Source organism: Paenibacillus sp. FSL K6-1230 (assembly GCF_038002385.1).
GTDB classification, from domain to species: Bacteria; Bacillota; Bacilli; order Paenibacillales; family Paenibacillaceae; genus Paenibacillus; species Paenibacillus massiliensis.
The window spans coordinates 1,323,449-1,344,316 of the sequence record NZ_JBBOCK010000001.1; the positions used below are offsets into that span (position 1 = coordinate 1,323,449).

The window sequence follows — 20,868 nt, forward strand, 5'->3', positions numbered from 1 at the left end:
CTATGGCTAGAAGAGCAGTTGATCAGGAGTTGTCAAGAGAGAGGATATTGGAGGCCGCCAGGCATCTTTTTATTACCAAGGGATACCGTGCTATCTCCATGCGCAGCATTGGCCAGCATCTGGGATACAGTCACGGATCCTTGTATTATCATTTTAAGGAGAAGGCTGAGCTTTTCTACGCCATTGTAATGGAGGATTTCAAGGCACTGGGAGATATTCTGATGCACGCCGTTAATGCGACCCCGGAAGAGGGGCTGAGCAAGGCGGAGTATTTATTGCTGGAATTTATTCGTTTTGGCATTGAAAATCCGTACCAGTATGAGATTATGTTCCTCATTCGTGACGAGGAGTTGCTGGCCTACTGTCGTGCTGAGCAAAGCAGGTGTCTGGAGCTGTTCGCTTCGATCGTAAGAAATCATCTGGGTGCCGAACCGCATACTGACGAATCCAGAGCAAGGGTACCGCATAGTATCTTCTTGGCTTTGCATGGATTTATCTCGTACTACATCCAGGACAAAATTACATTTGAAGAGGTAAAGCCTACTGCAATTGCGCATGTACAGCTGCTCTGTAAAAGCATATAGAATCTGCACGTTTGCCGAGGATTTTTTGACGGCATTTTTATTAACTTTGATACTTCAAAACGTTGCATTGCGAAAGGAAATGTATGGTGACAAGACGAAAAAGACGAGGGAGCCTAATAGGTAAGGAACTCCTCGTCTATTTTTTGTTGATAATGATAGGCGTGCGACTACACTTCACGGATCATTCAACCTGAAATCAGCTTCGTCCTAGGGGGTTAGCCTTGGATGAGCTTAAAATGAATCTGGCGTGTCCGTGGTCCGTCAAATTCACAGAAATAAATGCCCTGCCAGCGTCCAAGCAGCAATCTGCCTTTATGAATAATCACTGTCTGCGAGTTCCCTGTTGTGATAGCCTTCAAATGGGACGCCGTATTGCCCTCCATATGACGATACTCGGGATGCTCCCACGGATAGACTTCGTTCAGCCTCATTAATACATCCTTTTTCACATCAGGATCTGCATTTTCGTTAATAGCAATGCCTGCTGTCGTATGTGGACAGTACACCACCACCAGTCCCTCCTGTATACCGCTCTGATCCACGAAGGCGGCCACCTCACGAGTTACATCACGCATTTCATCCCGCTTGGCTGTAGTGATCTCTATTGTATGCAGCATATGTATTTCTCCTTTCTGTGTGCTCTAGTAGAGCCTGTTCGATCATGACTTTTCTTTTGTTTACCCACTTCTATTATATTCTACTCATGGAAATATGAGATAGGGATTGACGTAAGTTCAATCAATTGGTAAAGTAGCTGTTAAGTAAAACCAAGTATGCTTATGGGTATTTAGGATAAGGAGAGCACGAGAAAGGATGGTAGGCTGGCATGAATACGGTTATCCGGCACCCGGGCTGGACATGGGGGTTCCGCACGACGGTACTGCTCTATTTCGTACTACTGGTCATACTGCCGGTTACAGGCGTATATTTCAATGCATTTACCCTTGGCTGGCACACGCTACTGGAGAATCTAAGCGACCCGATAGCTTGGAAGGCCGTGCTGCTGACTGTGAAGCTGGCTGCCATAGCCGCCTTAATCAATGTGCTGATCGGAACGATTATTGCCTGGACGTTGAACCGCTATGACTTCCCGGGCAAGACCTTGATGAATAGTCTGATTGATCTGCCCTTCGCGCTACCGACTGCGGTAGGAGGATTAATGATTCTACTGCTACTCGGACCGAATAGCCTGCTTGGGACAGCAGCAGGACGCTGGGGGCTGGAGATCGTATTTCACCAGCCTGCGATTATACTGGCAATGGTATTCGTGACATTCCCATTCGTTATTCGTGCAGTGCAGCCATTGCTGGAGGAGATTGACCCTTCAGCGGAGGAAGCCTCCTATACGCTGGGAGCATCCCGTGGGGTGACGTTCTGGAAGGTCATTCTGCCCTCCATGGCACCCGGTATGATTAGTGGGGGCATGCTGGCGTTCTCGCGTGCACTTGCCGAGTTCGGTGCGGTCGTGCTCGTAGCGGGTAACATTCCCGGCAGAACGCTAGTGGCATCGGTCTATATTTTCGGAGAGGTCGAAAGTGATAATACGTTGGGAGCTGCCTCGGTGTCGATCCTGCTGCTGACCCTGTCCTTCCTGATCCTTTGGGGCATTAATACGGTACAGAGCAGAGGGAGAAGCCGATGAGAAGATGGTGGATTACACTTACTTATGTTCTTATTCTTGTGATTATCATTATTCCGTTGACTCGAATTATATTCGGAGCCTTCGATCAGGGGTGGAGCGGCTTCGTGACAGCCATGCTTCGTCCAGAGGCGCTCCATGCGCTGAAGATGACAGGCTTGATTGTCCTCGTCGTAACTTTGATGAATACCCTATTCGGAATGATGACGGCACTTTATCTAGTGAGAGCAGGCTGGTTAAGTGAGCGTGTCAAAAACGTCCTGAATAGCATCGTCGATCTGCCGTATGCTGTGTCGCCTGTCATCGGCGGATTAATGATCGTCCTGCTGTTGGGACCGGATAGCGTTATGGGAGCCTTGTTCGAGGATAGTGGCTTCAAGATCGTATACGCTTTCCCAGGCATGGTGATTGCTACACTGTTCGTGACCTTTCCGCTCATGGTGCGTGAAATTATGCCTGTGCTGCAGGAGATCGGAGCGCAGCAGGAAGAGGCAGCTTCCACCTTGGGCGCTTATGGCTGGACGACTTTCTGGAAGGTGACCTGGCCCTCCATCCGCTGGGCGGTTATTTATGGAGTTGTGCTCACTGTGGCACGCTCTCTTGGGGAATTCGGTGCAGTGCTGGTTGTATCCGGAAATATCATGAACAAGACCCAGACAGCGACTACACTGGTGTATCAGGATGTAGAGAACTTCAATGTAACGGCGGCCAATGGCCTGGCTTTAGTTCTGGTGGCCTTCTCGGCAGGTCTCTTGCTGCTCATGGAGCTGGCCAAAAAAAGAAAGGGAGTGCACTGATATGCAGCATGTGGAGGTTCGTCAGCTCAACAAGCATTTTGGACAGTTTCACGCCGTGAAGGATGTGTCATTCGAGATTCGTAAAGGTCATCTCATTGGTCTGCTCGGCCCCAGCGGCGGAGGAAAGACTTCGATCCTGCGAATGCTTGCCGGGCTGGAGACGCCGGATACCGGGGAGATTGTGTTTCACGGACAACGGGTGAACGAGCTGCCTCCGCAGGAGCGTGGTATCGGCTTTGTTTTTCAGAATTATGCACTCTTCAAGCACATGTCCGTCTACGATAACATAGCCTTCGGCTTGAAGGTGAAGAAGCTGTCCAAGGCACAGATCAAGGAGCGTGTCACAGAGCTGGTGGAGCTAACGGGCCTCGCAGGCTTCGAGCATCGCTACCCTCATCAATTGTCTGGCGGCCAGCGTCAGCGTGTGGCCTTTGCGCGTGCATTGGCGCCGGAGCCTCAGCTATTGCTGCTGGATGAGCCGTTCGCCGCGATTGATGCAAAGATCCGGCAGGAGCTGCGTACATGGCTGCGGGAGCTGATTGAGCGGGTAGGGATCACGTCGATATTTGTGACACATGACCAGGATGAGGCCATCGAGGTGGCGGATGAGATCATGATTATTAACCAGGGCAGACTGGAGCAAAAGGGAACACCTTGGGATATTTACAAAAATCCAGGCACGCCGTTCGTTGCTTCCTTCATTGGCGAATCGACCATCGTGGAGGAGGCGTCAGCGCTCAGGGGCTTCGAGGAAGCCGCAGGAGCCGGGATCAAGGCGCTAATTCGTCCCGAGTATATCGAGATGGGGCTGGATCACGAGTTCACACTGCGCTCCGCGACAGAAGAAGGTACGGTTCATCAGCTTCATTTTCGCGGGAGTGAATGGATGGTTGAGGTCGAGATCAAGGGCCAGCGTCTGATTACCTATCGTTCGCTGGAGAAGGAGACACTCACACCAGGTCAGAATGTGCGTGTACTCATTCACCGGGCGTATTTATTCAATGAAGAAGGCAGCTGGATGGTTGAGAACAGGCTGAAGGAAGATCCGATGCCGATTATGATCTAATAGAACATGTATGGGATGATTGTGTAACTGAGATGAACAGCAAGGAGTCTGTGCCATGAGAAGGAAGCTGGTTGGATACACTCGCCATATAGGGGCTGCACTGTTCTGTCTGCTATGCCTGGGGGTTTTGTCGGCCTGTACAGCGGCAGAGTCTGATTCTGTCAGTGATCAGCCTACGCCTGGGGATACGGCTGATGTTACGCTGGTCATTGGTGCCTATAGCGTGGTTAAGGATGCGATGGCAGACCTTCTGCCACGCTTTCGTGAGGAGTACAAGGAGAAGACCGGGCAGACGATTCGCTTTCAGGAATCTTACGAGGCCTCTGGTACACAGGCACGGGCGATTGCTGGTGGCTTTGAGGCAGACGTAACGCTGCTGGCTATGGAAGGTGACGTGCAAAAGCTCGTTGATGCAGGGCTAGTTGCTCCCTCCTGGAAGGAACGGCCATACGGTGGAATGGTTACTCGCTCAATTGTTGTCATGGGAGTGCGGGAAGGCAATCCGCTCGGTATTCGTGATTTTCCGGACCTGACGAAGCCAGGTGTGAAGGTGCTATACCCTAATCCGAAGACGTCAGGAGGAGCACAGTGGGATATTAATGCGCTCTATGGTGCCGGGCTCAAGATGTCCGAACGTCAAGGGGAGAAAAGTCCCGCCGCAGCCAAGCAATTCCTGGTCGATGTGCACCGCAATGTGGAGTCCCTGGACAAGAGCGGACGGGCATCGATGGCGGCTTTTGAATACGGTGTAGGCGACGTCATTATTACCTATGAGAACGAACTGCTGGCTCGCATCGCCAAGGGCGTAAAATACGAGGTGATCATTCCACGCGACACAATCCGTATTGAGAATCCGGCAGCGATTGTCGATGCCAATGTGGAGAAGCACGGGAGTCGTGAAGCTGCCGAGGCACTTCTTGACTATTTGCAGTCAGATGAGGCGCAACGGATCTTCGCGAAGCATGGTTTTCGTTCGGTTAATGAGCAGGTGCTAGCAGCTGAGAAAGAGCGATTCCCTGACCCGGTGGACCTGTTCGACATCGAATATTTGGGCGGCTGGGATGCCGTGCGCGAAACACTGTACTCGAAGCGTGGAGTATGGTATCAGGTGCTTGCTGGTCTGTAGCAGTTCCCCAGTTCCCCAATCAGGGGCTACTCAGGGTCAAATCTGCATTGACTATATTAAATAGCTGTTGATATACTAGACTCACTTCAACTTCGGACATATTGAACATCTAAGATCATAATTGAATACTACCGTTTGCAAGGGAGCCTTAACCGGCTGAGAGGGTGTTACACCGACCTTACCTGATTTGGATAATGCCAACGTAGGGACGCAACGATAGAATGCTATACATGGTTAGCTCGTGCTATACCATTGTACTAGTTTATTTTGTCAGCGAAACGTCCTACGGATGTTTCGCTTTTTTTTGTCATTGAACATGGAAAGGAGACTAACACATATGAAAACTGTATTGACCATTGCTGGCTCTGACCCCAGTGGTGGCGCAGGAATACAGGCAGACTTAAAAACGATGACCTGCTTGGGCGTATATGGGATGAGTGTCATTACAGCGCTGACAGCCCAAAACACGACAGGTGTAGTTGGAATTTTTGAGTCTGAACCGGAGTTTGTTGGGCAGCAGTTAGACTGTGTTTTTACAGATATAAGACCCGATGCTGTCAAAATTGGTATGGTATCCAATGCCGCTATTATCCGCTCCATCGCAGCTAAATTACGGCAATATCAGGCAGAGCATATTGTTGTAGATCCCGTCATGGTCTCAACAAGTGGAAGTGTATTGTTGCAAAATGATGCACTCACCGCGTTAAAAGAGGAGCTATTCCCCTTGGCAGAAGTGATTACCCCGAATCTGAAAGAGGGAGAGCAATTGTGTGGCTTCGAGATTAACACGAAGGAGGACATGCTTAGGGCAGCTGACACGATCGGATGCAAGCTCACAGGTGCAGTTGCCCTGAAAGGGGGGCATAGTCTAGTGGATGCTGATGACCTTCTCATGATGGATGGCGAGTCTTACTGGTATAGGGCAAAACGAATAGAAAATATCAATACTCACGGCACGGGCTGTACGCTGTCTTCTGCAATTGCAAGCTTTTTAGCCATGGGACACAGCCTTCCGGAGGCTTTCGACCGTGCCAAGACGTACATCACCGCCTGCTTGCATGCGGGTCTGAATCTAGGAGCAGGCAATGGGCCTTTGCACCATAACTATGCTATTGCAGAGGGTGGCAGTAAATAAGCACATATCCTATCGAATCACAAAATGGATACAAAAAATTGATAAACGAAAGGAGCCATAGCAATGAATCCATCCCAGTACCTCACTCCTGTACGAAGCAACAATCCATTAGTACATTGTATTACGAATTATGTAACCGTTAACGATTGTGCAAATATTCTTCTGGCTGCCGGAGCTTCCCCCATCATGTCTCACAACAAGCATGAGGTCGCAGAGCTGGTGGCTGCGGCCAATGCGCTGGTCCTTAATATGGGGACGCTTGAGGATCTGGAAGCGATGCTGGTGGCTGGTAAAGAAGCGAATCGTCTTCAACGTCCTGTCATACTGGACCCTGTTGCGGCAGGAGGTACATCTTTAAGATTAGATGCTGTACATCAGCTTATGAACGAAATACAGTTTACCGCCATACGTGGCAACGCCTCGGAGATTAAAGCGATCGCCTTTGGAAAAAAGCTGGGTAGTGGCGTAGATGTGAGTACACTCGATCAAGTGACCAAGGAAAATCTTCCTCAAGCAGTGGATGTCGCCAGTATGCTTGCTCAAAAAACAGGAAGTGTTATTGCCATATCCGGTGCAATGGATATCGTAACCGATGGATCACAGCATGCCATAGTTCATAACGGCTGTGCAACGATGGCACGGATCACGGGCAGCGGTTGTATGCTTACGTCCTTGATTGGAGCATTCTGCGCAGGCGCATCGGAATCTAATTTTGAGGCAACGGTAGCTGCGATGGCCGCCATGGGTCTATCTGGTGAGCTAGCAGATGCGCGTCGTCTGGAAAATGGAACCGGCAATGCAAGCTTTAGAACAGACCTTATTGATGCCATGTTTAATCTGACGGAACAGGTGCTGGATCGGGGTGCTCGCATTGAAATGGTCTAAGCAAGCTCTGCGATCATCCATGCTGCTGTATGCCATTACAGATCGACGATGGCTGCAAGGCCGTTCCTTAGCACTAGTGACCGAAGAGGTGCTCCAGAATGGTGCAACCTTTCTGCAATTGCGTGAGAAGGAGCTGCCCTTCAAGGAATTTTTGGCAGAAGCGATTGAACTACGCCGCCTTGCACAGCAATATCATATTCCCTTTGTAGTCAACGACAATATTGAAGTCGCCCTGGAATGCGGGGCAGATGGTGTTCATGTGGGGCAATCCGATATTGTAGGGAAGGATGTTCGGTCCTTGATCGGCCCAGATAAAATTCTTGGCATTTCCGCCAATGGAGTAGCTAGCGCAAAGGATGCAGAAGCAGCAGGAGCTGATTATATCGGGGTCGGAGCTGTGTTTAACACCACTACCAAAAACGATGCAGAGTATTTAAGCATTGCTGACGTACAAGAAATTGTAGATGCCGTAAGCATCCCTGTCGTTGCTATTGGGGGCATTGATGACACGAATGTGCTACAGCTCTCGCGCAGTGGGGTAGATGGTGTCGCAATCATTTCTGCTATATTTGCACAGCCACATCCAGGCGCAGCCACTGCACATTTACTACAGCTAGCACAGCAAATGATCTCACAGCGCAGCTAAGCCATGCTGCTTCCTAGTCACGGGAGGGATGGCTTGATGGATGCTCAATAAGATATATACATGATTCGTACATTGTACATGCATCATACCCTACATCATCATACCTACATTATGGATTGGAGGAACACCTGATGACTATTACAGAACGACTATACCAGGCGGCACAGCCTGTGTGGAAGGAATGTCTACAGCATCCCTTTGTTACAGGGATTGGGGACGGCTCCTTAGTTGTAGAGCAATTTCGCTATTATTTGTTACAAGACTACTCATATCTGTTCGAGTATGCCCGTGTATTTGCACTAGGGATCGTCAAGTCGCAGGACCCCAAATTAATGCAGTTCTTTAGTAAAAAAGTAGACAACATTCTCAATGGTGAAATGAAAATTCATCGTTCTTATATGCAGCGGTTAGGAATTACGGAGGATCAGGTTTTTCAGGTACAACCAGCACTGAAAAATGCAGCCTATACCCATTATATGCTCTCTGTCTCACATGCTGGTGGCGTAGCAGAGGTGCTCGTATCCATATTAGCATGCTCATGGAGTTATGCAGAGATTGGCCAAGCTCTTGCCCGAAAGCCTGGCGCAGCTGATCATGCATTTTACGGTGAGTGGATAAAAGGATATGCATCCTCGGAGTATAATGAGAACAATCAATCCCTTGTGACGTTAACGGACAAGCTATTAGAAGGCTGTAGCGAGGAAGTTTACCAACGGATGGAGGATATTTTCGTGATGTGTAGTCGGTTTGAGCTTGATTTTTGGGAGATGGCATGGAGGCTTGAACGTTGAGTTTGCTAACGCTTCAACCAGGAAAAGGCACAGTTATAGGTATAGGTAAAAAATGGTCACCGAAAAAAGGAGTTTCGGCTTCGTCATTGCCAAGCTAATGTGACTGGAAGTAAGATAAGGAAGATGAGGCAGTAGAATGGCTGCTGCATTAGTTAAGGATGTAAGGGGAACGAATGCATGAGTACTGTTGTTAAAATATCTCAATTTACAGCCATCCGTCTGGAAAATGCCCGCCAGCGCGGCATGTCTGAGGAAGCATTACTTCAGGCGATTCGTGCGGAAGACACCGCAGCCTTTGACGCCGTCGCTGATGAAGACCTGAGCTATACCGATCTGTTCACCTATGCGAAGGAGCACGGGGAGGAGCTGGAGACAGCAGTCACGGAGGGATATCGGATCACCTTCAATACACGTGGGGGACTCGGCATCTGGATCTCCAAGCGGTTCGGCTTGCAGCCTGACGTCGATTTTACCGTTGGAGAGGGCGTTATTTCAGGTCTGCTGCTGAGCAAGGAGCAAGCTGAGGTACTGGAGCAACGACTGGCTGCAAACTGGGTTGTAACGGACACCAATGAGGCGGACAAAGGCGTAGAGCTGACGCTCAAGCTTCGAGCACTGGCCTGATCATTAGCCCTGAGCAAGGGACGTATTTATAGGGGAAATAAACAAAGAGCTCTGTTACCACAGCAATTGGGGTACAGGGCTTTTTTGCATTGCATGAAAGTCGGTTGTTCAATTTCAGTCGTTCATTGCAACCTTTGACTCATTTTTTCCTTATGATATTGTTCGAATTCATAGGTAATAAAATCAATAATATTGTGTACGAAGCTGGAGGTGAAATGATTAGTCTCCCTGAAATCCTCGATATAGGTTGAGATATGGAAATCGGATTGCTGACTCAGCCAGTTCTGCTGGGTATTGGTAATGGAGATCACGGGAATCTTCTTAAGTAAAGGTATCGTTAGTGCTTCCTTGAGTGCTAGATTCTCACCAGAGTAGGAGAACACAATTAGCAAATCCTCAGACTCCAACTTCTCAACGACCGCGCTGGTTAAATGTGTTCCGATATCTAATGGGATCAAGCTCATACTGATGCCGATCTTGAGGAAGTTACGTTGCAGCACCTGAGCTTGCAGCTGCTGTGTGAGTCCGGTAGATAGCAAATAAATTCGCTTGCTGCTGGACAATCGGCTATACAGCTTTGGCAGATCTGTCTGCTTTACTTTATTCAATATATGAATTAGCTGCTGCCCCACAACTTCAATCGAAATGTTCTGAGCTGTACCGAGTTCATGGTTGTCCCACTCAATCAGGTATTTGAATTCCGAATAGCCTGAGAATCCCAGCCTTTGTACAAAGCGAAATATGGAAGACTTCGAGGTATAGCTTTTTTCAGCTAGCTCCACGATGCTCAGCTTTGGAATTTCTGCTTTATGATTCAAAATAAAAGATGCAATTTGTTGGTCCAGTTCATTAAGTTTTGCATGGTTTTTTTCCAGTATATGTTCGAATTTCATCTGAATTCATCCTTTCATTTCCAGTTATTTTCTGAATGGTGGACATCTTCCCAAGGTGCTCTGAAAGCGTATTTTTTGTCGGAGGTCGAATGTATACTGAGTTTATCGTAAGCGCTTGCTTTAATGCAATAGTCCGGACATACAGCATTAGTGGCACTTGCAGCTATGGGAGGGGATCTAAGATATGAGCTATCAGAAGTTAGCGCAGGAAATCATGAAGAAGGTAGGCGGACCGGGCAATGTATCGAGTCTGGAGCATTGTGCGACCCGTCTAAGATTCAAATTGCATGACGAAGGACAAGCAGAAGCAGAGGCGCTCAAGGAATTAGAAGGAGTCGTAACCGTGGTTAAAAGTGGTGGCCAATTCCAGGTCGTCATTGGACCTCATGTAGCGGAGGTGTATAAAGAGGTTGAAAAAGTGAACCAGCAAGGGAGCTCGACAGCTGCTGCGGAAGTCCGGGCAGAGCCAAAGCCAGCAAAGAAGGCCAAAGTGCTTGACCGATTTATCGACGTGGTCTCAGGAGTATTCACTCCAGCTCTGGGTCTTCTCGCAGCATCGGGTATGGCTAAAGGTCTGGCGGCTATCTTGTTGGCTACGCAGGCTGTTACTGCTCAATCTGGGCTTTATATTATGCTGTGGGCGATCGGTGACACCTTCTTCTACTTCTTCCCAGTCGTTCTCGCTTACACTTCAGCTAATAAATTTGGGCTGTCTCCGATTCTAGGAATTATCATTGGCGCCTCGCTGGTCTATCCAGGTCTAACGTCCTTACTTAGTGGAGGCCAGCCGATCTATACCTTATTCGAAGGAACCGTGTTTCAGGCGCCTGTCTATTTTGAAGTATTCGGCATACCAATCCTTCTTATGAAATATGCACAGTCGGTGATTCCGTCGATCATAGCCATCTTCTTTGCCGCCAAGGTAGAAAAATGGCTGAAGAGCAAGCTACCTAGAGTCATCCAAATGTTTATGGTACCATTCCTCACCTTGCTAATTGTTATTCCGCTGACTTTTGCTGTGATCGGTCCCGTCGCCACTTGGCTGGGCGCTATTCTGGGCTTTTTGGCCAAAGGTGCCTATGATCTGAACCCAACACTGGCGGGGATGTTCATCGGCGGACTGTGGCAGGTGCTTGTAATGTTCGGTCTGCATTGGGGAATGATTCCGATTGCCCTGATTACCATCGCACAATTTGGTTTTGATCCCGTACTGGCATTAATGCTGGGTACGCCATTTGCGACATTGGGGGCTGTGCTTGGGGTCTTCCTGAGAACCAAGAACTCCAAGCTGAAGACACTGTGCGTTCCATGCTTCGCCACTGGGATTTTTGGAATCTCGGAGCCTGCCATATACGGGATCACATTACCGAACAAGTATCCCTTTATTTTTACGCTTGTAGGGGCTTCTGCCTGTGGAGGCTTGATGGGCTTCTTGGGCTCCAAAGCCTACGTTGTAGGCGGTATGGGTATTCTGGCTCTGCCTAACTATATTAACAACGGTGTTTTTGACATGGGCTTCTATGGTGCAGTCATTGGCATTACGATTGCCTTCATTATTGCATTCCTGCTAACCTTCTTCTTCTGGAACGACAGCAAGAGTGTTAACGCTATTAAATAATCAGCAAGACCACTACGGCGTCAACAAACAGGAGCATTATACAGAGGTACGCAGGCGATTGCATAAATCGCACATAGGGGTAACCAAAGGAGGTGAAGCTCGTGAAGCATATATCTGTACTGATCAAGCCAGCTTCTTCAGCATGCAATTTGCGCTGTGAGTACTGCTTCTATGCCGATGTGAGTGAGAAGAGAGCGTGCACCTCCTTTGGCCAAATGAACATTGAGGTTATGGAGAGCATGCTGGATCATGTGTTTATGGATCTTGAGGCATATGATCATGTAACCTTTAACTTTCAAGGCGGGGAGCCGACCTTGGCAGGTCTGGATTATTTCAAGGCTTTTACAAGCTATGTGGCGCACAAGCAAGACAGGCAAGTCGTTCATTATGGAATTCAGACCAATGGGACGCTGCTGGATGATCAGTGGTGCAAGCTGTTCAAGGAGCATAAATTTCTAGTGGGTCTGTCCATGGATGGCGGGAAGGACTCTCATGATCAATATCGTAAGGATGCAAGGAAGCAGGGAACGTATACCAGGGTCATGGCTGCCAAGAAGCGGCTAGATGCTCATGCCATTGAATATAACGTGCTATGCGTGCTGACGAATCCGTTGGCAAGACATCCGCGACAGGTATTTAACTTTTTGCTGGAGCATCAGATTCGTTATATACAGTTGATCCCTTGTCTCAATGAGCTGGATTCACGAGATAGATCGGTGTACGCCCTGACACCCGAGAGATTTGCCTCCTTCTACAAAGGATTGTACCCGTTATGGGAGCAGGAATTTCGAAAGGGCAACTACTTGCATGTGAGCTTTTTTGATCATCATTTGCAGCTATTCGCGAACGGCACAGTCGGCACCTGCGGCATGATAGGTCAGTGCCAGCTGCAGTATGTTATAGAAGCTGATGGTAGTGTATATCCATGTGATTTCTTCGTGCTGGATGAATGGTGTATTGGAAATATCACGGAGCACAGGCTCAGTGAGATGGCGAGATCGCAGCAAGCAGGATGCTTTATTCAAGATAAGCCGCCCTTATCGAAATATTGCACGGCATGTACTCATAAGGAGATGTGCAATGGGGGCTGCAAACGAATGAAGGAAGCCTGCTATGTTAACGACAAGGAATCTTATTGCGGTTATCAGGACTTTTTGGATCAGTATCTAGCAAGACTGCTACGGCTTGTCGGCGCTTGATGGCAAGTTAAATATATAAGAGTAATAATAAAGGATTGTGATGACATGAGAGCCATTATGATTATGTTTGATACCCTCACACGCAGCTATTTACCGAACTATGGGAATGAATGGGTTAAAGCACCTAACTTTGAGCGTTTGCGTGACAAGACAACGACCTTCGGCAATTTCTATGGTGGGAGCATGCCCTGCATGCCAGCCAGAAGAGAGCTACAGACTGGCAGATACAACTTCTTGCACCGAGGCTGGGGTCCACTTGAAAGCTTCGACAATTCCGTGTTCGAGCGATTACAGGAAAAGGGAGTATACTGCCATCTAGTGACGGATCATTCTCATTATTTTGAGGACGGGGGAGCGACCTATCACAATCGTTATTCGACCTGGGAAGGCTTTCGGGGGCAGGAAGGGGATCGTTGGGTTCCACGTAGTCAGGCCTTGCCAACGGACAACCATCATCCATTGAATAAAGAAGGAGTGTCGGCCATTCAGCATTATGCCAATAGAACACAGCAGTTGACTGAAGAGGATATGTCAAGTGTACAGACGATTCAGGCGGGACTGGATTTCCTGGCACAGCATCATGATCAGGATCAGTGGCTGCTGCAGATTGAATGCTTCGATCCGCACGAGCCTTTCTATGTCCCTGAGAAGTATCGAGAGATGTACGCATGTAGTGGGGACAAGGATATTCCATTCTGGCCTAAATATCAAAGAATTGATGAGAGCAGCAATCAAGAACAGGTAGAAGCGATGCGAAAAGAGTACGCTGCATTGCTAACGATGTGCGATCATCATCTCGGCAGAGTGTTGGATTTTATGGATGAGCACAACATGTGGGACGACACGCTGGTCATCATCAATACGGATCACGGCTTCCTGCTGGGAGAGCATGACTGGCTAGGCAAAAATATAGCGCCGATGTATGAAGAGATTATTCATCTACCGTTCTTCATGCACATTCCTGGTGAAGCGAACTATGACGGATACGTCTATGACGGGGTGTGCCAGACTATTGATCTTGCCCCTACACTGTTAGACTATTTCAATGTCGAGGATAGCTATGATCGTGATGGCACATCCTTGCTATCTATGATCAGGGAAGAGAAGCAGCATGCGGAAATATTATTCGGAGTCAACGGTGGGCATGTCAGCATTTATGATGGGAGATATCTGTATATGCGTAGCTCTGTAAGGCCAGATAATGGTCCGCTTATTAATCAGACTCTGGCCGTAACACGAATGAGAGGGTTCTTCGACGATCAATCCCTGTCCCAGATCAAGCTGGTGGAGGGGAATCGCTTCAGCAATGGCATGCCAGTCCTGCAATTATCAGTGCCTAATTACATTAATTCTTATCAAATCGGACATTTATTGTTCGATATGGAGCAGGACCCGAATCAGGAGCATCCGTTACAGGAGCCTGACCTGGAGCAACAAATGATTGAAAAGCTGATCCGGAAAATGAAGGAAATAGCAGCCCCTGAGGAAGAGTTCGAACGTCTTGGTCTAAGGCAATAAATATGTAGCTCTTGTACGAATAAATTCGTTTCATACAGAGGGAACTCCTCTATAAGCTTGCATTCATAAAAGATTGTCGCTAAGGGTCAGCTGAAATGTTCCAGCGGCGCTTAGCGGCTTTTTTTTTGCAAAAAAAATCAAGGAGGCTTAGAATCATCGTAGAAGCAGGATGAGACATAGAGAGGGGCTTGTACGATGAATCACGATCAGCTTATTTTTCTGGGGACAGGTGATGCTATGGGGGTTCCACGTGTGTACTGCGATTGCGGGGTCTGTCAGGAGGCTCGTAGTACCGGGCTGAACCGCCGCCGCCGCTCCTCAGTATTGATAAACGGTAGCGGAGAGCCATTCATGATTGATTGTGGCCCCGACTGGAGAGAGCAGATGGAAGCAGAGGGCATGCGTATGATTTCGACGATGCTGATCACACATGCTCATTTTGATCATATTGGCGGTCTTCCAGAATGGGCGGACGCTTGTCGTTGGCTAGGTATTCGTGGCAAGCTGTACGCACCGCAGGAGGTGCTGCTCACGATTGCACAGCAGTTCCCATGGCTTCGTGGCCATATGGATTTCATGGAGACCGATGGAGATATCGAACTGAACGGATGGCACATTCATTCCTGGAAGGTATGTCATGGGAAGAATGGATTCTCCTATGCCTTTCGTCTGATGAAAGGCGATTACGTCTGGGCGTACTGCTCGGATGCCATCAATCTGAAGCTGGAAGAGAAGAGACCATTGGCAGGACTGGACCTGCTCGTGCTGGGGACGAGCTTTGTGCATGAGCTGGCTGCGTTCGAGACGCGCTCGGTGTACGACATGTGGGAGGCTGTAGAGCTGCTGAAGGAGCTGAAGCCCAAGCGGACGATATTTACACATATGTCGCATGATGTGGATCTTCGTAAGAGCTACGATCTGAGTCCAGGTATTCAACTGGCGCATACCGGGCTGGCGATTGATTTGGCGAAAGCTAGGTAGCAAAAAAAGGAGATTCAGGATAACCTCCACAGGAAGTAGTAGAGTCTAGAGCAAAGGATGATTAAAATGGATCAACAACATCAAGAGAAGCCGAGTTCCTGTTGTACACCCGGACGAGAACAGCCGCAGACGGAGGAATTAATTACCCATAAAACGGATAGCTGCTGTACGAAAAAGCAAAAGAAGTATGCCTCCATGATTCGCTTGGAAGGGGGATCATTCCTTATGGGAACTGAGGATGAAGAAGGGTTCCCACAGGATGGAGAAGGACCGGTCAGAGAGGTGTTCGTGTCGCCTTTTTATATTGATCCCTATGCTGTCACGAACGCGGATTTTGCAGCATTTGTGAACGCTACAGGGTATAAGACCGAGGCCGAGCGATACGGCAATTCCTTCGTATTCCATTTATTGTTGACCTCCGAGCAGCGCGCTGACCGTTCCACGAGTGTGCCGCAGACTCCCTGGTGGCATGTTATTCAAGGAGCGAATTGGAGCCAGCCTGAGGGGCCGTTGTCCAATCTCGAGGGACGAATGGATCACCCAGTAGTTCATGTATCGTGGAACGATGCCGAGGCATATTGTCAGTGGGCGGGGAAGCGTCTACCCACTGAAGCAGAGTGGGAATATGCGGGACGTGGTGGTCTTGAACAGGCACGCTACCCATGGGGGGATGAACTGACCCCGGAGGGGCGGCATATGTGCAATATTTGGCAGGGACAGTTCCCTAGCCACAATGAAGCATTGGATGGCTACATCGGTACAGCTCCTGTTCATTCATTTGAGCCGAATGGTTATGGCTTGTATAACATGGCCGGCAATGTGTGGGAATGGTGCTCGGACTGGTTCGACCCACGTTACCATGTAAAATCCAGCCAACATAATCCCCTGGGACCAAGCCAAGGCCATGCACGTTCCATGCGAGGAGGCTCATACTTATGCCACCATTCTTACTGCAATAGGTATCGCGTCGCGGCACGCAACAAGAATACTCCAGACAGCTCGTCTGGCAATACAGGCTTTCGCTGTGTGGCCGATGCTTAAGAATGATGTACACACACCTTTGAGCGAGAGGAGTAGACTTCTCAGCCTGAAGGTGTTTTTTTCATAGCATTAAGATAGGAATAGTCTTTATTTATACCAAAATGGAATTAACTTTCCGATTTATGGCATTATGGGTTAGTTTAAAGGGCTTTATTCGCCTTTTATGCGCTTTTTTAATCTTACTTTATTCCAAAATGAAATAAACGTGCTATAATGGGGTTACTAGAGAATGATTAAGACATCACCAGAATGGATGAGAAGCTATGAATCAGCTTACGCAAAAAAAAGATTACAACACCTCACTTCTTGAATTGTTTATGGTATTTCTAAAGCTTGGTCCGTCTACCTTCGGTGGCGGGTATGCCATGCTGGCAGCCATTGAACGCGAAATTGTAGATAACAAAAAGTGGATGCAGCCCTCCGAAATGGCGGATATGATCTCGGTGGTCGGCTCAGCACCTGGCGGTGTGGCGGTAAACGCGGCTACTTTTATCGGATATCGCCTCAAGGGTGTGCTCGGAGCTATTATAGCAGTCGTGGGTATTACTTTACCGACGTTTGTTATCGTATTCTGCCTTAGCATTTTTGGTATGATGTTCAAGGATGTCCCCAAAGTAGAAGCAGCACTCAAGGGAGTACATGCAGCAATCGTTGCGTTAATTCTGATCGCTGCTTTCAAGATGTTCAAGTCCTCTATTTTTGATATATCTACGCTCATCATTGCAGGAATTTGTGTAGCCATATTGCTCTTCACCTCTGTTCATTCACTCTATCTGGTGCTGGGTGGCCCGATTGTGGGTGTACTCGTGATTGCCATCAAGTCGGCACTGGGCATGAACACGGCAACTGAGAAACGACCTGCCAAACGGCAGCAGGACATGACTTATCCTGAATATTACATTTGAAGGTGATGCATAATGCTTTGGCAGCTTTTTCTGTTGTTCTTCAAAATAGGAGCCTTCTCGTTCGGAGGTGGCTACGCAGTAATGACGCTGATACAGCGAGAGGTCATGGCACGGGGCTGGATTGAACCAAGTCAGTTTCAGGAAATGGTGACAATCGCAGGTATGGCACCTGGCTCTATTGCTACGAATACAGCGACGTTGATAGGCTATTCTAAGTTTGGGATATTAGGAGCTATTGTAGCGACAGCAGGCATTATATTGCCTTCATTGATTATCGTGATCTGCTGTGCAGCCTTTTTCTTAAGATTGCAGGATAATCGCTGGATGAACTCTTCCTTCTATGGACTGAGGCCCATTGTCACAGGTCTGATTGTATATGCGGCCATTCATTTTGGAATGGGGGCTGTGTCTGAGGAGCCCATCATGAGCTGGAATACGATAGGTATGCTATTCATCTGTGGTGCCTGTCTGGTCGCGATTGCGAAATACAGACTTCATCCTTTTGCAGTTATCCTACTGTCTGCTGCAGTTGGAATTGTGTTGTTCTAAGGTTCCCGTCTCACATCATTGTGGAACGGGAGCCTTTTCTCGTAGAGCAGAGATTAGTGCTGCTTCTGTTAGAAGCGCTGTATCAACTAAAACTTGCTGGATAAGATCCGCTGAGTAAGCAAGCGCATACGATCCTCGGCGTAAGCATACAGCATGCGGTAGCTTTTGCAGAAATAATCACAACCTATACTTGCAGAAGAATCCGATACAGGACGGTTGCGAGGGCAACCTCCGCGGCAATAATGAACGTACTCACACCGTTTGCAGGATAGAGGAAGATCGGATTTGGCCTGACGAAAGAATTCCCAGGCAGCAGCCTGGTTCAGTTCAGCTAATGTCTGAGTGTTGGCATTGCCGAGCTTGAAGCTGGGCTGAATGAAGAAATCGCACGGATAAGCATTACCCAGATGATCCAATACCAACACTCTCGGACAGCTGGAAGCATGAATACAGCTTGAGCTTTCCAGACCGAGCATCTGCTGTAGCCAGTCCTCGAACAATCTGATAGAGACTTCAGGTCTTCCCCCACGATACCACCAATCAAAGGCTCTGCACAGGAATGTACCATATTGCTCTGCGCTGATGGCGTAACTGGCGTCCGTAGTGGACTGCTGCGATGTGAAGCTCATACATGGTATGAATTGGACATGCCGGAATGACTCCCTGTCCATCCAATCGAACAACTCCTCCTGACGCTGAATATGATCCTCGTGCAGCACCATCAGTATATTAGGGTCTACGCCTTCTGCGCGCAAAGTATGCACCCCCTTCATCACAGCCGAGTAAGTGCCAGCACCAGACGAAGTGATCCGCTGCACATCATGAATATGCTGAGGACCATCCAGGCTGACCCCTACGACAAAGGCATATCTCTTGAAAAAAGCTGCCCAGCGCCGGGTAATTAACGTCCCGTTGGTCTGGATTGCGTTGTGTATCAGCGTATGGGGACGGGCATACTGGGCTTGGAAGGATACGATCTGCTCAAAAAATGGAAGACCTGCAAGCAACGGCTCACCCCCCTGCCATAAGAATGTCGCGTTACCGCGGGCTGCGGACATCATTTCGCGAATGACCTTTTGCAGTAAATCCGGTGCTATTCGTTGTACGCCTCCACGAAGCTGGCCCTGACAATGACTATAGTAGCAATACTTGCATGCCAGGTTACATTGTTCGGATACGGTTTTCCACATAATCGCTTGTGGTATTGCTGATGGGCTGGACTCTTTGATATAGGGAGAGTCGGCTGGTGACGAGATTCGATTCATAGCTAGGCTCCTGTCTTAGAACGTTATAGCCTGATGATAAGCGTTATAGCTCAAGTGGGACTGTGAGCAAATTGGACAGGTGGGGGCGATTTTTCATTTGTTTTTTTCCGACTTCGAACGGAATTATTCAAATTGAATGCGTTATCATTTTTTTTATACTTAAAGTATCAGCTAAGAGGAGGGTCTAGAATATGTTTGATAAAATGATGGCATCTATAGAAAAGTTCATGAGTCCAGCGGCTGATTGGGCCTCCAATAACCGCTATCTGCGCTCGATTATGACGGCAATTCTAGGTACGCTTACACTCACGATTGTAGGAGCACTTGCGGTATTGATCGGAAAGCCGCCCATTCCAGAGATAGTCATGCAGTCAGACGGCTTTGTTCCATCTCTGCTGCAAGGCTGGGCAGCGTGGGGCGCCGAAAATGCCTGGCTCCGCATTATTAATGATGTATCGACAGGAATTATCGGAATCGCCTTCACGCTTGGTTTTACCTACAGTCTGGCCCGTCATTATAAGCTAAATGAGGCGGGAGCAGTAATCAATAGTGCTATGATCTACTTCATGACCGTAGGTCAACCACAGACGGTGATGGTAAACGATGCTCCTACGCTACAGATGGCCATGAGCAACTTCGGAGCCACGGGCATCTTTCCCGGTATCCTGATCTCGATTGTGGTTGTTGAGATTATTCGATTGTTTCACAGCCGCAATATTGGATTCAAATTCCCGGATTCTGTTCCAAGCTATGTACAGACGTCATTTAACTCCATCTTGCCAGGTGTCGCTTCGGTAATCGTATTTGCTGGTTTGGACCGGATACTGCTAACGGCCTTTGATATTCGTCTTCCACAGCTGATCACGGCAATCTTTGGTCCGCTGGTATCGAACTTTGATAATGTATATATGGTCGGATTCTTCATGCTTCTCATCAACCTCTTCTGGTTCATGGGGATTCATGGTGGAAGTATCGTCATGCCGATCTTACTTCCGATTGAACTACAAAATATTGCATCGAATCTAAATAACTATTCTGCAGGTCTTCCTTACGATAAGGTGTTCACCACACCGGTGCAGTTCGGATTCATCATGATCGGTGGTGCGGGGATTTTCGCACTGGCGTTGCTTAATTTCTTCAGTAAATCCAAGGGATTGAAGCAGGTTGGGAAGATTGGGATTATCCCGGCAATCTTTAATGTCAGCGAGCCGACGATGTTCGGTACCCCTGTAACCTATAACACGTTATTATTCGTGCCGTTCCTGACGGTGCCTGTGGTCAATACCATCATTACTTATGCAGCCTTTGACTGGTTCAATATTCTGAATGCTCCTATATTAAATGTGCCTAGCCAGACTCCAGTCATCTTGATTGCTATGGCGGCTTCTGCCTCGTTCAAGGCCGGATTAGTTGCTCTGTTCATTATATTGGTAGACCTTGCCATCTACTTCCCGTTCTTCAAGCGTCTGGAGAAGAAAATGATCAACGAAGAGCTGCAGGAGCTAGCTGCATAGTGGAGTGAGTAGAGCCAGAGCCATTGGTTGAGAAGTTCGTGATGAACAGGAGATATTAGAGCTCCGAATTCGAAGGCACTTGAATGGCTTGG

At 48.3% G+C, this 20,868-nt stretch carries 21 protein-coding genes and 1 riboswitch; of the genes, 18 read left to right on the top strand and 3 right to left on the bottom strand.

From position 1 onward, the window contains the following. Positions 1–2: 2 nt before the first annotated feature. Positions 3–584 (top strand): TetR/AcrR family transcriptional regulator, encoded by a 582-nt coding sequence (locus MKX74_RS05770; RefSeq protein ID WP_018886592.1) that lies wholly within the window; start codon positions 3–5, stop codon positions 582–584. 215 nt (positions 585–799) lie between these two features. Here MKX74_RS05770 and MKX74_RS05775 read toward each other — a convergent pair whose 3' ends face one another. Beyond that, positions 800–1,201, bottom strand: a complete 402-nt coding sequence (locus MKX74_RS05775; RefSeq protein ID WP_018886591.1) for a secondary thiamine-phosphate synthase enzyme YjbQ — start codon at positions 1,199–1,201, stop codon at positions 800–802. 209 nt (positions 1,202–1,410) lie between these two features. Between MKX74_RS05775 and cysT the strand changes: the two genes are divergently transcribed. From cysT to MKX74_RS05820, 9 genes are all read left to right on the top strand, one after another. Next, positions 1,411–2,226: a sulfate ABC transporter permease subunit CysT gene (cysT, locus tag MKX74_RS05780; RefSeq protein ID WP_341177772.1), complete on the top strand. Its 816-nt coding sequence runs from the start codon at positions 1,411–1,413 to the stop codon at positions 2,224–2,226. Beyond that, positions 2,223–3,020, top strand: coding sequence for a sulfate ABC transporter permease subunit (locus tag MKX74_RS05785; RefSeq protein ID WP_018886589.1), 798 nt, complete (start codon positions 2,223–2,225; stop codon positions 3,018–3,020). The genes cysT and MKX74_RS05785 overlap by 4 nt, the downstream gene beginning before the upstream one ends. Position 3,021: 1 nt before the next feature. Continuing rightward, positions 3,022–4,086 (top strand): sulfate/molybdate ABC transporter ATP-binding protein, encoded by a 1,065-nt coding sequence (locus MKX74_RS05790; RefSeq protein ID WP_018886588.1) that lies wholly within the window; start codon positions 3,022–3,024, stop codon positions 4,084–4,086. Between the two features lie 55 nt (positions 4,087–4,141). After that, positions 4,142–5,212 carry a sulfate ABC transporter substrate-binding protein gene (locus tag MKX74_RS05795; RefSeq protein WP_341177773.1) on the top strand — a complete coding sequence of 357 codons (1,071 nt, stop codon included), beginning with the start codon at positions 4,142–4,144 and terminating at the stop codon, positions 5,210–5,212. Positions 5,213–5,341: 129 nt separating this feature from the next. Next, a riboswitch (TPP riboswitch) is annotated at positions 5,342–5,439 on the top strand. Positions 5,440–5,549: 110 nt separating this feature from the next. After that, a complete protein-coding gene (thiD, locus tag MKX74_RS05800) occupies positions 5,550–6,347 on the top strand; it encodes a bifunctional hydroxymethylpyrimidine kinase/phosphomethylpyrimidine kinase (protein WP_018886586.1) in 798 nt (265 codons plus the stop codon). 63 nt (positions 6,348–6,410) lie between these two features. Continuing rightward, entirely contained in the window at positions 6,411–7,232 is an 822-nt protein-coding gene (gene thiM, locus MKX74_RS05805; RefSeq protein WP_341177774.1) for a hydroxyethylthiazole kinase, read from the top strand. After that, positions 7,210–7,878 (top strand): thiamine phosphate synthase, encoded by a 669-nt coding sequence (gene thiE / locus MKX74_RS05810; protein ID WP_341177775.1) that lies wholly within the window; start codon positions 7,210–7,212, stop codon positions 7,876–7,878. The genes thiM and thiE overlap by 23 nt, the downstream gene beginning before the upstream one ends. A 131-nt stretch (positions 7,879–8,009) precedes the next feature. Beyond that, the gene (gene tenA / locus MKX74_RS05815; protein ID WP_341177776.1) at positions 8,010–8,669 is read left to right on the top strand and encodes a thiaminase II; all 660 of its coding nucleotides are present in this window, start codon (positions 8,010–8,012) and stop codon (positions 8,667–8,669) included. A gap of 177 nt (positions 8,670–8,846) precedes the next feature. Next, a complete protein-coding gene (locus MKX74_RS05820; protein ID WP_028589636.1) occupies positions 8,847–9,293 on the top strand; it encodes a hypothetical protein in 447 nt (148 codons plus the stop codon). A gap of 122 nt (positions 9,294–9,415) precedes the next feature. Here the strand turns inward: MKX74_RS05820 and MKX74_RS05825 are convergent, their stop codons facing one another. Beyond that, on the bottom strand, positions 9,416–10,186 hold the full coding sequence (locus MKX74_RS05825; RefSeq protein WP_341177777.1) for a MurR/RpiR family transcriptional regulator: 771 nt from the start codon (positions 10,184–10,186) through the stop codon (positions 9,416–9,418). Between the two features lie 184 nt (positions 10,187–10,370). On the opposite strand from MKX74_RS05825, the gene MKX74_RS05830 reads away from it, so the two are divergent. The 7 genes from MKX74_RS05830 (at position 10,371) to MKX74_RS05860 (ending at position 17,997) form a co-directional block, all read left to right on the top strand. Beyond that, complete coding sequence (locus MKX74_RS05830) at positions 10,371–11,804, top strand: PTS transporter subunit EIIC (RefSeq protein WP_341177778.1); 1,434 nt, start codon at positions 10,371–10,373, stop codon at positions 11,802–11,804. A gap of 101 nt (positions 11,805–11,905) precedes the next feature. Beyond that, positions 11,906–13,003, top strand: coding sequence for a radical SAM/SPASM domain-containing protein (locus MKX74_RS05835; RefSeq protein WP_341177779.1), 1,098 nt, complete (start codon positions 11,906–11,908; stop codon positions 13,001–13,003). A gap of 45 nt (positions 13,004–13,048) precedes the next feature. Then, positions 13,049–14,521 carry a sulfatase-like hydrolase/transferase gene (locus tag MKX74_RS05840; RefSeq protein WP_341177780.1) on the top strand — a complete coding sequence of 491 codons (1,473 nt, stop codon included), beginning with the start codon at positions 13,049–13,051 and terminating at the stop codon, positions 14,519–14,521. 195 nt (positions 14,522–14,716) lie between these two features. Continuing rightward, entirely contained in the window at positions 14,717–15,502 is a 786-nt protein-coding gene (locus tag MKX74_RS05845) for an MBL fold metallo-hydrolase (RefSeq protein WP_341177781.1), read from the top strand. A gap of 66 nt (positions 15,503–15,568) precedes the next feature. Then, positions 15,569–16,543: a formylglycine-generating enzyme family protein gene (locus MKX74_RS05850; protein ID WP_018886573.1), complete on the top strand. Its 975-nt coding sequence runs from the start codon at positions 15,569–15,571 to the stop codon at positions 16,541–16,543. A 263-nt stretch (positions 16,544–16,806) separates the two neighbouring features. Next, entirely contained in the window at positions 16,807–17,448 is a 642-nt protein-coding gene (locus tag MKX74_RS05855) for a chromate transporter (RefSeq protein ID WP_018886572.1), read from the top strand. Positions 17,449–17,460: 12 nt separating this feature from the next. Further along, entirely contained in the window at positions 17,461–17,997 is a 537-nt protein-coding gene (locus MKX74_RS05860; protein ID WP_341177782.1) for a chromate transporter, read from the top strand. A gap of 86 nt (positions 17,998–18,083) precedes the next feature. Here MKX74_RS05860 and MKX74_RS05865 read toward each other — a convergent pair whose 3' ends face one another. Then, positions 18,084–19,262: an anaerobic sulfatase maturase gene (locus tag MKX74_RS05865; RefSeq protein WP_341177783.1), complete on the bottom strand. Its 1,179-nt coding sequence runs from the start codon at positions 19,260–19,262 to the stop codon at positions 18,084–18,086. 191 nt (positions 19,263–19,453) lie between these two features. Here MKX74_RS05865 and MKX74_RS05870 point away from each other — a divergent pair, with 191 nt between their 5' ends. Beyond that, positions 19,454–20,776, top strand: coding sequence for a PTS sugar transporter subunit IIC (locus tag MKX74_RS05870; protein WP_341177784.1), 1,323 nt, complete (start codon positions 19,454–19,456; stop codon positions 20,774–20,776). The last annotated feature ends 92 nt before the right edge of the window (positions 20,777–20,868 follow it).

Coding starts and splice junctions, on each gene's coding strand:
- MKX74_RS05860 (WP_341177782.1), top strand. CDS start 17,461: ATGCTTTGGCAGCTTTTTCTGTTGTTCTTCAAAATAGGAGCCTTCTCG.
- cysT (WP_341177772.1), top strand. CDS start 1,411: ATGAATACGGTTATCCGGCACCCGGGCTGGACATGGGGGTTCCGCACG.
- MKX74_RS05790 (WP_018886588.1), top strand. CDS start 3,022: ATGCAGCATGTGGAGGTTCGTCAGCTCAACAAGCATTTTGGACAGTTT.
- MKX74_RS05845 (WP_341177781.1), top strand. CDS start 14,717: ATGAATCACGATCAGCTTATTTTTCTGGGGACAGGTGATGCTATGGGG.
- thiD (WP_018886586.1), top strand. CDS start 5,550: ATGAAAACTGTATTGACCATTGCTGGCTCTGACCCCAGTGGTGGCGCA.
- MKX74_RS05825 (WP_341177777.1), bottom strand. CDS start 10,186: ATGAAATTCGAACATATACTGGAAAAAAACCATGCAAAACTTAATGAA.
- MKX74_RS05850 (WP_018886573.1), top strand. CDS start 15,569: ATGGATCAACAACATCAAGAGAAGCCGAGTTCCTGTTGTACACCCGGA.
- MKX74_RS05795 (WP_341177773.1), top strand. CDS start 4,142: ATGAGAAGGAAGCTGGTTGGATACACTCGCCATATAGGGGCTGCACTG.
- MKX74_RS05865 (WP_341177783.1), bottom strand. CDS start 19,262: ATGAATCGAATCTCGTCACCAGCCGACTCTCCCTATATCAAAGAGTCC.
- MKX74_RS05770 (WP_018886592.1), top strand. CDS start 3: ATGGCTAGAAGAGCAGTTGATCAGGAGTTGTCAAGAGAGAGGATATTG.
- MKX74_RS05785 (WP_018886589.1), top strand. CDS start 2,223: ATGAGAAGATGGTGGATTACACTTACTTATGTTCTTATTCTTGTGATT.
- MKX74_RS05775 (WP_018886591.1), bottom strand. CDS start 1,201: ATGCTGCATACAATAGAGATCACTACAGCCAAGCGGGATGAAATGCGT.
- MKX74_RS05855 (WP_018886572.1), top strand. CDS start 16,807: ATGAATCAGCTTACGCAAAAAAAAGATTACAACACCTCACTTCTTGAA.
- MKX74_RS05820 (WP_028589636.1), top strand. CDS start 8,847: ATGAGTACTGTTGTTAAAATATCTCAATTTACAGCCATCCGTCTGGAA.
- thiM (WP_341177774.1), top strand. CDS start 6,411: ATGAATCCATCCCAGTACCTCACTCCTGTACGAAGCAACAATCCATTA.
- MKX74_RS05870 (WP_341177784.1), top strand. CDS start 19,454: ATGTTTGATAAAATGATGGCATCTATAGAAAAGTTCATGAGTCCAGCG.
- MKX74_RS05830 (WP_341177778.1), top strand. CDS start 10,371: ATGAGCTATCAGAAGTTAGCGCAGGAAATCATGAAGAAGGTAGGCGGA.
- tenA (WP_341177776.1), top strand. CDS start 8,010: ATGACTATTACAGAACGACTATACCAGGCGGCACAGCCTGTGTGGAAG.
- MKX74_RS05840 (WP_341177780.1), top strand. CDS start 13,049: ATGAGAGCCATTATGATTATGTTTGATACCCTCACACGCAGCTATTTA.